General features: G+C 42.8%; 15 protein-coding genes. 1 reads left to right on the forward strand and 14 read right to left on the reverse strand.

The window, feature by feature from the left end:
- Window positions 1-93 precede the first annotated feature (93 nt).
- From EYO12_03245 to lepA, 9 genes are all read right to left on the reverse strand, one after another.
- On the reverse strand, window positions 94-864 hold the full coding sequence (locus tag EYO12_03245) for a hypothetical protein (GenBank protein ID HIA92104.1): 771 nt from the start codon (window positions 862-864) through the stop codon (window positions 94-96).
- Window positions 865-907: 43 nt separating this feature from the next.
- Window positions 908-1,402 (reverse strand): nucleotide exchange factor GrpE, encoded by a 495-nt coding sequence (locus EYO12_03250; protein HIA92105.1) that lies wholly within the window; start codon window positions 1,400-1,402, stop codon window positions 908-910.
- A 27-nt stretch (window positions 1,403-1,429) separates the two neighbouring features.
- The gene (locus EYO12_03255; GenBank protein ID HIA92106.1) at window positions 1,430-2,140 is read right to left on the reverse strand and encodes a DeoR family transcriptional regulator; all 711 of its coding nucleotides are present in this window, start codon (window positions 2,138-2,140) and stop codon (window positions 1,430-1,432) included.
- Window positions 2,141-2,215: 75 nt separating this feature from the next.
- Window positions 2,216-2,944 (reverse strand): hypothetical protein, encoded by a 729-nt coding sequence (locus EYO12_03260; GenBank protein ID HIA92107.1) that lies wholly within the window; start codon window positions 2,942-2,944, stop codon window positions 2,216-2,218.
- Window positions 2,945-3,214 (reverse strand): hypothetical protein, encoded by a 270-nt coding sequence (locus tag EYO12_03265; GenBank protein HIA92108.1) that lies wholly within the window; start codon window positions 3,212-3,214, stop codon window positions 2,945-2,947.
- 28 nt (window positions 3,215-3,242) lie between these two features.
- A complete protein-coding gene (locus tag EYO12_03270; protein HIA92109.1) occupies window positions 3,243-3,716 on the reverse strand; it encodes a hypothetical protein in 474 nt (157 codons plus the stop codon).
- A gap of 120 nt (window positions 3,717-3,836) precedes the next feature.
- Window positions 3,837-4,103 (reverse strand): hypothetical protein, encoded by a 267-nt coding sequence (locus EYO12_03275; GenBank protein ID HIA92110.1) that lies wholly within the window; start codon window positions 4,101-4,103, stop codon window positions 3,837-3,839.
- Window positions 4,104-4,125: 22 nt separating this feature from the next.
- The gene (locus EYO12_03280; GenBank protein HIA92111.1) at window positions 4,126-4,557 is read right to left on the reverse strand and encodes a hypothetical protein; all 432 of its coding nucleotides are present in this window, start codon (window positions 4,555-4,557) and stop codon (window positions 4,126-4,128) included.
- A 3-nt stretch (window positions 4,558-4,560) separates the two neighbouring features.
- Window positions 4,561-6,405: an elongation factor 4 gene (gene lepA / locus EYO12_03285; GenBank protein HIA92112.1), complete on the reverse strand. Its 1,845-nt coding sequence runs from the start codon at window positions 6,403-6,405 to the stop codon at window positions 4,561-4,563.
- Between the two features lie 29 nt (window positions 6,406-6,434).
- Here lepA and EYO12_03290 point away from each other — a divergent pair, with 29 nt between their 5' ends.
- Window positions 6,435-7,004 (forward strand): hypothetical protein, encoded by a 570-nt coding sequence (locus EYO12_03290; GenBank protein ID HIA92113.1) that lies wholly within the window; start codon window positions 6,435-6,437, stop codon window positions 7,002-7,004.
- Window positions 7,005-7,220: 216 nt separating this feature from the next.
- Here EYO12_03290 and murJ read toward each other — a convergent pair whose 3' ends face one another.
- The 5 genes from murJ to hflB form a co-directional block, all read right to left on the reverse strand.
- Window positions 7,221-8,822 carry a murein biosynthesis integral membrane protein MurJ gene (gene murJ, locus EYO12_03295; GenBank protein HIA92114.1) on the reverse strand — a complete coding sequence of 534 codons (1,602 nt, stop codon included), beginning with the start codon at window positions 8,820-8,822 and terminating at the stop codon, window positions 7,221-7,223.
- A gap of 217 nt (window positions 8,823-9,039) precedes the next feature.
- Window positions 9,040-10,404 carry a carboxypeptidase regulatory-like domain-containing protein gene (locus tag EYO12_03300; protein ID HIA92115.1) on the reverse strand — a complete coding sequence of 455 codons (1,365 nt, stop codon included), beginning with the start codon at window positions 10,402-10,404 and terminating at the stop codon, window positions 9,040-9,042.
- Between the two features lie 127 nt (window positions 10,405-10,531).
- Window positions 10,532-10,861 carry a nucleotide pyrophosphohydrolase gene (locus EYO12_03305; protein HIA92116.1) on the reverse strand — a complete coding sequence of 110 codons (330 nt, stop codon included), beginning with the start codon at window positions 10,859-10,861 and terminating at the stop codon, window positions 10,532-10,534.
- 17 nt (window positions 10,862-10,878) lie between these two features.
- On the reverse strand, window positions 10,879-11,352 hold the full coding sequence (locus EYO12_03310) for an NUDIX domain-containing protein (protein HIA92117.1): 474 nt from the start codon (window positions 11,350-11,352) through the stop codon (window positions 10,879-10,881).
- 3 nt (window positions 11,353-11,355) lie between these two features.
- Window positions 11,356-13,224, reverse strand: a complete 1,869-nt coding sequence (gene hflB / locus EYO12_03315) for an ATP-dependent zinc metalloprotease FtsH (GenBank protein ID HIA92118.1) — start codon at window positions 13,222-13,224, stop codon at window positions 11,356-11,358.
- Window positions 13,225-13,233 lie beyond the last annotated feature (9 nt).

Raw genomic sequence — 13,233 nt, forward strand, 5'->3', positions numbered from 1 at the left:
AAATACGAACTACTGATTCCTAGCAGTTACCTGCCACCAGTGCTAGTTTAGCAGAATTAGCACTCACGGTGCAAGAGTGCTAGTGCCTAAAAATCACCGCTCTAAGTAACCTTCCATGACATGTGACCTGCCTATACTTAGTTCAATTCCATCCAGACATTTATTCAGCTCTTCCGCTTGGTCAGCTACGGACGGATTGCCAAGCACATGCAGTTTATACGCCTCCTCAAGCACTTTTAATGATTCTGTGTACTTTTTACGCAAATATGCTCGTTTTGTTTTTGATTTCACGGAGTGTAGCCGCTTAGTGTTTTTATATGTATCGATTATTTTAAGGGCTACGGCTTTACCAAACAGCTCTGGGTCATACTCTTGCTCTGACACATCACCTATAAATTTTTGCCGCAAATTATCAGCATAAAACCGTATTTTATTTTCTTCTGTTGGTTCAATGTCATCTGGAAACGGTCTATTGCTTACCATTTGCACAAACAATGCAACTTTTTCAGATTTAGTTATTTTTTCTAGGGCTTCAGTTACGCTCACATCGCCGCTGCCGTTACCCGACCCTACAAATTGCAATAGTTGTTCAGGGACATCTTCAAACGAATCATGATATAAGCCAGCGATTATAAGGTCAGCATGCTGGTCTGACGCAAATCCCACGTGCACCAGTCCTTCTGCTACTTCAAGCAAGTGCAGGTCATAGCTAACGCTGGCATACAGCTTGTCTCTGTGCAGGTCAGAAGCGATATTATGAGCGGATCTTATGCGCTCCGCTTCATCAGCACTAAAACTATTCTCAATAATTCCAAAAAACTGGTCTTTTAAATCTTCTACTTCAGGATAGTGCATGTTTTCCATGTCTTATTATGGCATGAAAAAGCAATAACTACGAAGACGGCTGTTATTTGTTAATTACTTTAACCATGGCATGGCGAACCACTTCACCATTTAACGAATAGCCAGTTTGCAGCACCTCTTTAACAAACTCCGTCTCACCATCACCTTCAACGGCCACGGCTTCGTGGTATTCAGGATTGAACAGCTCGTCTTCTACCCCAATTTTTTCGACTCCTAAGTTTTGGAGTTCTTTTTCTAGTTGTTGTGCAACCTTCGAAACACCTTGGGCCCAGTCATTATTTTGTAAATCCTCGGGTAAATGAGCCAGCGCACGGTGAACATTATCCAGTGTTGGCAATAAACTCAGTAAAATCTGTTTTGCTCCAAATGCAATTGAACTAGCGCGGTCTTCTTCGGCGCGTCGCTTAAAGTTTACAAAGTCAGCTTGGGTGCGCTTTAAGTCACCGGTCAGTGTCTCTACTTCTTGCTCCAAATCGGCAATTTTCTGATCTTTTTTGTTTGGTTTTTTAGCATTTGAATCTTCTGATTTATTCTTCATGTTTACCCTTTCAACATTTAGCTGTATTTACAGCACACCTTCCAGTGCTCTGCCTGCGTGGCTAACGAGCGCCATAGTTTCTTTGTAACTTTGTCTGGTTGGACCCAACACCCCTATGTAGCTATTGTCTGAATACGGCGACCTGAACCTGCTAATGACCAGCGTACATTCGCTGTTTTTGCCAATTGGGTTCTCTTGGCCAATAAACACACTGAGTGGTTTATTTGGGGCGGCTTCACGTAGCCATGGCTCTAAATTGTCGAGTAGCTGCGCTACTTGTCGAACACCGCCATGAGCAAACTCAGGCTGTCCAAATAGTTGGCTTAAGCCGCTCATGTACAACGTGCCACCGATTGTTGCTAGGCCCAGATTATCTGTCATTTCAACCAAGCTGTCTACAGCAGATTTTATAGCTTGCTTTGGTTCGCCAGCATGTTCAACACGCCGATCTAAAACTTGGGTACTGCGTGTACTAGCAGCTTGCTCCAGCTTGCCGTGACTGCGAAGATCTTGTAGCTCATTAACATACAGTCTGTAGCCCTTGTCGGTTGGAATTCTGCCGGCACTGGTGTGGGGGTGTGTAATAAAACCGAGTTTTTCTAGCACTGCCATATCAGCGCGAATTGTCGCAGAACTAACACCAAACACTTTCGCTAAGGTAACCGACCCAACAGGTGAAGCTACTTCAGCATACTGCTCTACAATTGCTTCCAATATCTTTTTTTGTCGGGGTGTCATAGTAGCTAAATTATAGATTTTTAGCACTCAAATGTCCAGAGTGCTAAATTACTACGTAACCAGCGCTTTTAGCGGCTATGCAGTGCGATTATTCAGGTGTGCTTTTAAGTCGTTCAGTAACCGTTCGGCCTTTTTCTGGCTCCGTTCTTTTCGTTCATCTGGGTCAAGTTTGCCAGTTATTATGTCATCTACGTATCGGGCTGTGTCGGCTAGGTCATCGTTAACCACAAAAATATACCCGCCACTGGTTAAAACATGTTCTATTTCCTCGACAGCAGTCTGTAGGCGATCCATTGTTTCGTCTTCACTTAAGTCTCCGCGCCGTTGCATGCGTTGCTGCCAGGTGTCAAAGTCGGGCGGTAAGACAAAAAAGCACAATAGCTCGGGGTAGAAAGCTCTGATCGCTTCCACACCTTGAACATCAATTTCATTAATCGGTTTTTTATTAGATCGAATAGCTCGCTCTAATTCGTCGACGCTAACGCCAGACACTTGCCGGTTATGTATGACTTTTGCTTCCAGCATTTCACCGCGGTCGAGCTTGTTAACCATTTCTGCTTCCTTCACAAACCAATATTCGCGCCCGTCCTGCTCCATAACACCATTATTGGCGCGTGGCTGTCGTGTTGTGTGTGACACCACAGACATATAGTTGCCGGTATTAATCAGTTCAGTTATTAAGGTGTTTTTACCGGCGGCAGTTATACCTACCATAACTACAAAACCAGACGATCGCACGGTGTCTTGTGCGCTTTTTGGCATTGTGTAGTTAGTTACAGCTGTCTTTAGCTCGGTAGAAATCATTTAATTTAATCTATCATATAACGAGCCAGTTAGTATTAAGGCGCCGAGTCCGACTCCAAGTAGTATTAGCGGGTTGTCTCTAAAAAGGTCCACCTTATCAATCAGACCTTCAAAACCGTACAGCGTTGCAACAAGACCAAACACCCCAAGTAACGTAAAGACTATCGGGAATCGATCAAAGGCTGATTCTTTTGTGCCTTTTATTTTTTCGGAAACAGCTTTTTCGGTGTCTAATAGCGCTTTTAAAAATCTACTTACTCTTTTAATCATAGTTTTAGTAGTATATACCACTAAAACACTAGGCGACTCTGTCTTCTGGGCTGTTTTCTACTAATCGTTTTAATTGAATAAGGTTTTTCTTAACGAATCGTCTAATCGTTAAAGACAGTACCGGCATCAAGAAGAACCCCACTAGATTAGCTGGTTCAATATTTTGGGTAAAAGTCAGTCGCGTAGTGTTCGGGGTTTTCCCTTCCTGGAGTTCGTAATGGCCCTTGCCAGTTATTGGGCCTTTTGAAGGTGCAGTAATCCACGATACTTTAGTAGGGGCAGTGTAGGTTATTTCGCTTACGATTTCGTCTTTGAAAAATAAAAAACGCATTAATGTTCGGTACGTGGCTTTTGCGTTATTGTTTTCGTTGTCTTCAAGTTTAACTATTTCACGAATCCATTTGTTTCTCTTTTGCTGCAAATTATCGTCACTAGTAACAACTCGCCAGACTTCTTCGAGTGGCCGGGTTACTGTAACAGATGTTTTTACAGTGCGTGGCATGTTTATATTCTGATTTAAACCTGGCTCATAAGCAATATGTTATTTACTCGTTTGCTTCATAAAACTGTGTGATGCAGTAACAGTCGACTACGTGCCGAGCGGGCGGTCGCAAACGCTATACTATTTTAATTTTTCGTACAGCTTACCTGTAAACCACAGCGTAGAAATACCTAAGAACAAAATTAGTGTTGGATGGTCGGCCAAAATGTCTACACTGCTAATAATTTCTTGCAATCCGTAAAATGTTGCCACTGCCCCAAAGCTAACTAAAAATGTGAACAGCAACGGATAGCGCTCAAACACCGTGCGTCGGTGCTTTTCGATCCGTTCGTTCATGGCTCGCTCAGCCTCTTTTGCAGTTTGAGAAACTTTTTTAAGTATTTTCATTATTCTTTAGTAGTATATCAGCCTATTCTTCTTCATCTCTTTGATATTTATGCAAAACTCTTTGTGCACCCTTAAGCCTTAGCATAAGTAAGCTAACCATTCGATCACCGCTCGGGCTGGCGTCAGGGCTGATAGCTATGTGTTCGTGCTGCTCAATACTCATTTGAACTTTCTGTGCTTCCTCTTCAATGTAGGCTTGCATTACAGCCGACCGTGGTTCGTGTGGATTATCGTGCACAGCCATATTTGCCCGAATCATATAATCTATTGATGTCAGATCAACATATCGTTTTTCTAAAAATTGTTTTAAACCAATGGCTTTATGAAGCAATCCACCATCAGATATTCTAGCCAGCGCATGCTCGATATCTGCCATATTTTCGGTAATCGAAAGCAGCACGCCACGTTCGACTCTTTCTACTTGGTCGAGTGGGTCGGCGCTAGATTCGGTCATCGCTTAGTCCTTTTTAAGTAACACTGTGAAAGCTTCGGGCGGTATTTCTACTTTACCGAATTTTTTCATTCGTTGTTTACCAGCTTTTTGCTTGGCCCATAATTTCTTTTTACGAGACACGTCGCCGCCGTATAAATGACCGGTAACATTTTTGCCCAAGGCTTTAATATCTTCACGAGCGAGTATTTTACTGCCAACCGCTGCTTGCAAAGCAACTTCAAATAGCTGACGCGGAATAACGTCTTTGAGTTTTTCCAACATTTTACGGCCGGTACTTTCTGCTTCTGATTTATGAGTCATAATACTTAAACTGTCCATGCGCTCACCACCTACTAAAATATCTAAACGTACTAAATCCTGGGCTCTATAATCAGCAATTTCATAGCTTAGTGTGCCGTAGCCGCTGGTAGTGCTTTTTAGTTGGTCATAAAAATCTGTTAGCACATTTGCCAGTGGTGCCTCAAAGCTTACTGTGGCTAAATGCTCGTCGACATAGCTAATATTTTTCTGGTGGCCCCGAGTTGAAACAATTAACTGCACAACATTCCCAACATAATCTACGGGTACAATAATTTCACCGCGAATCCACGGCTCACGAATTTCTGCGATATGCGTCGGATCAGGCAGGTTGCTGGCCGAACGAATGGTTTGCTCTTCGCCACTGGCCATTACAACGTGGTAGTCGGTCGACGGATTAGTCACAATCACCTCAACCCCTTGGTGGCGCTCAATTCGTTCTTGCACAATTTCAAGATGCAACAGACCTAAAAACCCAACCCTAAACCCAAAGCCAAGAATTTGTGAATTTTCTGGTTCATACACTAAAGCTGCATCATTTAAACTAACTTTTTCTAGTGCGTCTTTGAGGTTTGGGTAGTCGTCGGCGCTAGCTGGAAACACTCCAGCATACACAAATGGTATAGCTTGTTTATAGCCAGGCAAAGCCTCTGCAGTGGTTCCGTGTAATACAACTGTGTCGCCAACGCGAGCGTCGGCAACTGTTTTAAAGTTGGTAACAATATAGCCAATTTCGCCCGCCTTGAGGCTTGGTGTTGGCACTTGTTTCGGACTAAAAAAGCCAGTAATTAACGCCCGTCCGTCAGCTTTTGTGCCCAGCATGGTTATGTCGGCGTTCTTTTTAATCTCGCCAGCCACGACTTTTACATACAGCACTACACCTTGATATTCATCCAAAAACGAATCAAAAACCAATGCTTTGGCGGTTTCGTCTTTTAGTGGTTGTGGCGGCGGAACGCGCTCAACAACAGCCTTTAAAACGGCCTCAACATTTTGGCCAGTCTTTGCGCTAATTTCTATAATTTCTTCCCGCTTGCATCCCAGTAAACTAATAACTTCTTTACTAACGCGGTCAACATCGGCCGCAGGCAAGTCTACTTTGTTTAGTACCGGAATAATCTCTAGATCTTGTTCAAGCGCTAAATACACATTCGCCAGTGTCTGAGCCTGTATACCTTGACTCGCGTCTACGACAAGGATTGCACCTTCCACAGCTGCCAAGCTACGACTAACTTCGTAACTAAAGTCGACATGGCCGGGAGTGTCAATCAAGTTGAGTTGATACTCAATTTGATTGACGCCATCTTCCATCTTCTTTCTTCCATCTTCCGAATGACGGTACGTCATTCTAACCGGCTGCAATTTTATGGTAATACCTTTTTCCCGCTCCAGATCCATCTGGTCAAGTAGCTGTTCTTTCATTTCACGCTTGGTAACCGTCCCAGTAATTTCCATAAGCCGATCCGCCAAGGTCGACTTACCGTGGTCAATGTGGGCAATAATGCAGAAATTTCTAATATTTTCCATGACTAGTAGTGTAACAGAGGTCATTAAATATTACTTTATAGTAGAATAAGTTCATGAACAAAGATGTCGCCTTAGATTCACTAGAAGTTGTAATTGATAATTCAATAGTGAATCGAATAACTGAAAGTGAAGCCATAAAAGAACTCCCACAAATTCAGTTAGTTTTGGCTAGCTACAGAGTTTTGTCATCTTATCGCGACAAAAGATTATTAGAAAAGATTTTGGTATTACTCAATAAAACTAGCTCGCACCAAAAGGAACTTTTTGAAATTTTTGCAAAAACTCATAACCAAAACCTGTTGCTGGATTATCTCGATCAAGCTGAGGATGAATACAAAGTAAAAGTCACTGGTTCTATATTTAATAATTGGGTAACAGAAAAGCATGATCAAAATATACTTATGAGATGCCTTGAGATTTTGCAGAATTTATCCCCAGTGGAAATACGTCAAATAATTAGTAATGATACTTTCGGAAGGTACTTAGGCGAGAAATTATGTTTGCTTGGTATTTGTACCAGAAATTCAAGAGTTGGACAGTGGGACGGCGGAGATCAAGTAGACTTTCCATTAACAAATTTTGGGAAAACATTTATCAATTTATCTAAAAATTATACTGAATAAATAAACTTGGGTCTGGGCATAAAGTGCACTTTTCCTGAGAAGGCTGTTGTTCAAAAAGATGTGGGTACCACACCGAGTGAAGCGTGCTTCATAAAGCTGCTGGGTGCAGCTTTATAGAATGCACTCTGAGCGAGAACATCTTTTTAACAACTGATTCTAAAGAAAAGTACACCCCGCCCAGTGGTTTTGGCTACTTTTGGCAGCAAAAGTAGCGACTTATGGTTGGTGAATCTTCAACGGCTTATAAAGCAGCTTCAAGAATCCCTTAACAACTGGCTGGGATTCTTTAATTTTTAATAGATGACTAAAGAATACGTAACTGGCAAGAGTAACAACCACAATCACTCCAAATTTAGGTGCAAGGGCGAAAAAGCCAACATCGCCAGCTTTAAGCGGGAAAATGTAGCGAACAAAAACATAATTAACGACTGACATTCCAAACACTGCAACAAGCATTTTAGAGGTAGAAATAAAGCTTTCTTTTGTAAAAACGGTGCCGATTCGTTTGGTTAACACGATAACTAAAAACAATACCTCAAAAATGGCGACTGCAGTTTGCGCCATCGCTAGTCCAACAACGTCATACAGATTTACAAAAACGACTGCTAAACCAATGTTAAGAAGAATTGAGTACACCGAAATTTTTAAGGGGGTAGAAGTGTCTTGCTGAGCGTAAAAAGCCCGGGTAGCGGCCTGAAACAACGCACGGAAAATTATTGACAGTGTAAACCAGCCTAAAATAGAAACTATTAAGGTGTTTCCTTGGCCGACCAAAAACCGCACCAAATAACCACGCATAAAGAACGCAATGGCAGCCGCGGGGATCGACAGCCATAGCAAGACATTAAAAACTGACTCAATGTCTTTTCTAAACAAATCGGTTCGTTTACTGGCAGCGCGGGCGCTAATTTTAGGAAAAGCCGCGGTTGAAATTGCCACGCCGATAAGCGTAATGGGCACGCTGCGCAAAACGTAGGCTGTGTTGTAAGCAGCTATCGACCCAACGACCAAAAACGACGCCAAAAAACGCTCAACAATTGAATTTAAATAGTCGATACTTTGGTCTAACGACCGTGCCGGCAATAGCTTGAGCACTTTTCTAAAGCCACGATTTCGCCAAAATATTTTGCGATCATATTTAAATCCAAGGCCGGCCAAACCAATAGTTTGAATAATAAGTTGCAATATTGCACCCAATCCCACACCAAGAGCAACACCAACAATCGCCGGATTGTCTTGCGTGCCAATTGCAGGGGCGAACCAAACAATTCCAGTAATTATGCCGATGTTGTAAACAACGGGGGCCAGCGAGTTAAAAAAGAACCGACCAAAAGCCTGCTGCATGCTGGCAAGCACACTACTAATAGAAAACAGGAACGGATTAACGGCAATTATTCGCATTAAGTTTGCAGCTGTGTCTTGAACCTCTTTAGGCGAGCCAGCAGCAATGAGTTTTACCAGTGGTGGTGCAAAAATAAAAATAACTATACTGGTAATTGCCGTACCAATAGCAAACAGATTCATCAAACTTGCAGAAATTTGCCAAGCAGACTCTTTGTTACCAGTCTGCAAGCGTTGAGACAATACCGGTATCAGGGTAACGCTGAGCGCCCCAGACACCAATAAATAAAACATAAAGTCTGGTATAGAAAAGGCAATAATGTAGGCATCGAGTGTCGGGCCCAGACCAAATTTGGCAATTAAAAGCTTTTCGCGCAACAGACCAAGTACCGCACTAACTGCAAAGCTTCCTGACAAAATCCAGGCAGCTTTACCAACTGTTAGGGAACTATTCGCTCTGCTGATTATGTTTTTCATCGTTACTACTAGTATCGCACCCCAAATCAAATCAAACCAGTCAAAAACCGCCAAACGCATATGCACACGAACAAACAGCAAACATGCTCTATAGCCCGCCACACAGCCAAAATTATTTTAAAACTATTTTTTATCTATTTTAAAATTATTTTAAAATAATTTTTTCATAATAGGGCAGTAGAGCACTTTACTGCCGTATTAGTCCTAAGCTCTAAGCCTACTCGTTGCTATTGGTGGGTTCTGTTTTGCTGCCGTGTTTTAGAATCGAATCTTTGTGGTGCCACCAATACCACGCTATGTACCCCATCCCTGCCAATCCAATAACACTACTACCAATGATAAGAGCTTTGTTTAATCCATCGTCAGAACTGTTCTGGGTGTCTACTTGTTGAGCCCCATCCTCTTCTACTACTGTATTTTCATCAACACTAAACTGCGCTACAACAGCTGGTTCACTTTCTTGACCGGTTTCAGTATCTACTACTGCAACTTCAACATGATGATCGCCTGGCTCTAGATTTGTTATGGTGTACTCCCAGTAGCCTTCTTCATCTGTTTGTACGGTTGCCTCTTGCGGTTCCGAGAAAATATATAGTTTTATTGTTGTATTTGGGTCTGCTTGGCCAGAAATTTTTACAGGTTGATCTTTTGCAAATTTCGGCTTTGCATCGGCGACGGTAGTATCGTGTTCTTCGTCGTTAAGCTTCACTGACTCAAATACAGTTTCTTTCTCGTCTCCACTGCTGTCTTCGTCTTCTTGGGTATTGGTTTCTTGCGCTGTGTCAGCTGATGTATCAGTAGCAGACGTTGTGGATGAGGATGCAGAAGAAGTCTTATTGTCGGGGGTTGTACTGGTTGTAGGTTTTGTATCAAAATATGCTACTGCTACAACGCTACCAACTGCAGAATTTACGTAGGCATTTGAGCAAGTTGAACTTGTAAGCCTTCCAGAAGACGCACCTTTGCCGCCTCCAGACAAACATGTTCCCCCGCCTTCTGACTGCGTACCCCAGCCTGCGAATACCGAATTAGAACTTGGCGTGGCTGTTAGTTTATAATTTGTTGATGTCGGGATAACTTCCGAACAATCACTCGGGCAATTAATGCCCGCAGGAGTGCTTTTAACTGTTCCCGATCCAGAACCTTTTATTACTGTGCTCAACGGGCCATGAGTGTAGCCAAAATACATTGAAATATCTGCTCCTGCAGCTAATCGGGAGTCGGCCAAATCAACAGTACAGGAACTACTATAGTTGCCTTCTATACACGAAATAATAGATGTGTCATCTGCTGGGCTAACAGTCCATTTGCCTACATCCCTATGTGTAGATGGTGCTGCAGTTAATACAACTTGAGTATTCTCTGGAAACTGAGCGGTACATGCACCAGGGCAATTAATACCAGCTGGTGAACTGGAAATAGCCCCACCCTCTCCGCCTTTGTCAATCACAATCTCTATTGTTTGTGTGCCAGTAGCCGTCACGTCAAGCGCGCTTGTAAAAAGATAGCCTAATGATAAAAATACTGCAGCGAAAGATATGAAAAATCCTGCATGCTTTATATGGTGTTTTTGTAACCTCATGTTTGTGTCCTGTTTATGCTTACTTTGCATTATATAACACAACTAACACAAACCATCACCAACACCCCAATGAGGTAAATTCCAACTTGATATTAAACACCCTTATGCAAAATCACCGTTCTAGTTTTCAACCCCCCTTACGAGGAAAGCGGTCAATGTCGCGGTGCATCATTTTAGCTATGCCCTGCTCAATTCCTTTACTTAAGTCAATATTTTGTGAGTTTGCTAAACAAATAAGGGCAATTAAAATATCTCCTAATTCCTCTTGTAGATGAGAAATATCCTCACCGGGTTTTGGTGGCTTTGGGCCAAATTCTCTATTTAATATCCGGCCGACCTCTCCAAGCTCTTCAATTAAACGAGCAAGGTTTTCGTGTGGTGACCAGTATTTTGGTTCGTATTGTTGTTCTTCTAAAAAAGTATCAATTATCGACTGGTAGTCGCTTAAAGTTTTCATGGTGTCTCCTTATTTTATTATGTATGGGTAAATAGTTGACGCTTTTCATCTTCGCTTAGGTAGGTTTTACCGCCGTTAAAATAGCAGTGCAGCCCAACTTTACTCGGTTCAAAATGTGGTTCTGGTACTTCGTGCCATGGCAACCACCAGTAACCTTCGTTTTTATCTGGTTCACGGTTTTGCAGGGTGCCGTTAAAGTGTATTGTGTGAAGAATTATCGAGATCGTATGTATTCCGGCCGCTTCAACTAGACTCAAGTTATTCACCACGCCCATAACGCGCCAAGCTTTTTCGTCTACCCTTAGACCGGCTTCTTCATACAATTCTCTGCTGGCAGCTTTTTCAAACTCTTCGCCATAATCAAGCTTGCCGCCCGGTATTGAATACTGGCCGGCAGCATGGCTGCCTATTCTACGACCTATTAAAACGGCGTCGTCGTCAATACTTTCAACAATCAAGCCCACCCCAACAATTGGAGGGGTTTCGCTCATACGCTAAATCGCAGCAGTTTTCGGCATCTTTGTGCCTTCAAAGACTTCTTCTACCTGTTTTTCGTCAACAGTTTCGATATCGAGCAGTTTGTCGGCTAAGGCTTTAAGGTACTTTTTATTGGCTTTAATTACTTCCTCGGCACGGTGAGCAGCTTCGGCAATAAGACCTTCTACCTGGAAGTCGATTTCTCTAGCAGTTTCTTCACTATACGGACGGTCATGCACCATGCGGTCAAACATCATGCCGCTCTGTTGGTCGGCGGTAAAGACCATGTTACGCAGTTTCTTAGTTCCCATTCCCTGCTCGATCACCATTTCACGAGCTAGTTCTGCAGCCTTTTTAAGGTCGCTGCCAGCACCAGTCGTAACGTTGTCGACGCCGTAAATGATCTTTTCTGCAATACGTCCGCCCAGTATTCGAGCCAGTACATCTTTGTATTCATTGATTGAATGGTAAGACTTGTCTTCTGGTGGGATAGCCCATGTAACACCACCTGTACCACCACGAGGAATAATAGTCACCTTGTGAATAGGGTCGCTCAGCGGCAGTACGTGGCCGACCAAAGCGTGCCCCGCTTCGTGATAGGCAGTTAGTTCTTTGTCTTTTTCGTTCATAATTTTGTTTTTGCGCTCTGGACCAATTGCTACACGCTCAAAAGCATTAGTTACGTCATCATTACTAATTGTTTTGCTGTTACGACGGGCAGCTAAAATAGCTGACTCGTTAGCAATGTTCATCAGATCAGCTCCAGATGAACCAGCTGTTTTAGCAGCAAGAGCATCAAGATTTACTGATTTGTCGGTTGGCTTCTTTTTAAAGTGAACGTTTAGAATTGCTTCGCGGTCTTTTCTATCTGGTAGTGGTATGGTTACTCGTCGGTCAAAACGGCCCGGTCGCAATAGAGCTGGGTCAAGAACGTCAGGACGGTTAGTAGCAGCGATAACAATTACATTCGTGCCTTGTTCAAAGCCATCCATTTCTACAAGAATCTGGTTGAGGGTTTGCTCTCGTTCGTCATGTCCACCACCCATTCCAGAGCCTCGTCGACGACCGACTGCATCAATTTCGTCAATAAAGATAATGCAGGGGCTATTCTTCTTAGCCTTAGCAAACAAGTCACGTACTCGGCTGGCGCCTACACCAACAAACATTTCTACAAATTCTGAGCCACTGATACTAAAGAACGGCACGCCTGCCTCACCAGCTACGGCTCGAGCCATTAAGGTTTTACCAGTACCCGGGCTACCAACCAGCAATACTCCTTTAGGAATTTTTGCGCCAACTTCGCGGAACTTTTTAGGGAATTTTAAAAACTCTACGACTTCTTGCAGCTCTTCTTTAGACTCTTCGTTACCTGCAACTTCACTAAAAGTAACTTTTTCTTTGGTGTCACCAAAAACTTTTGCACGTGACTTACCAAAGTTCATAGCTTGGTTGCCTTGGCCCTGAGCTTGTTTCATGAAATAGAACAAAATAAACACAAATAGTACCAGCGGACCGAAGGCAAACAGTACTTGCGTCCACACCTGGCCAGAATCATTTACGTCTTCGCTTTTTACCGAAACAGTTCCTTCTTCGATACCACGTTCACGTAGTTCGGTAGAAACTGACAAGCCATCCTCTTTTTGAGAAACAAAATCCGGCTCTACACTTCCATCTACATCGGCGACTTCTTCGTCGTATAGCTCTAGGTCGTTACCTTTAACGATAATGGTATTTACTTCGTTGTTGCGGACTTTATTAACAACCTCGGTAAATGATATTTCAGGAATATTAGACGGTTGATTAAATACGGCCACCACCAGTAAACCGATTACTATCAGTAGTGCTGCGAAGCCGAAATTCTTCTGCTGTTTTTTGTTATTCTTCATTTTATCCAT

The sequence above is a fragment of the Candidatus Saccharibacteria bacterium genome (assembly GCA_012965045.1).
Lineage (GTDB): Bacteria > Patescibacteriota > Saccharimonadia > Saccharimonadales > DTSZ01 > DTSZ01.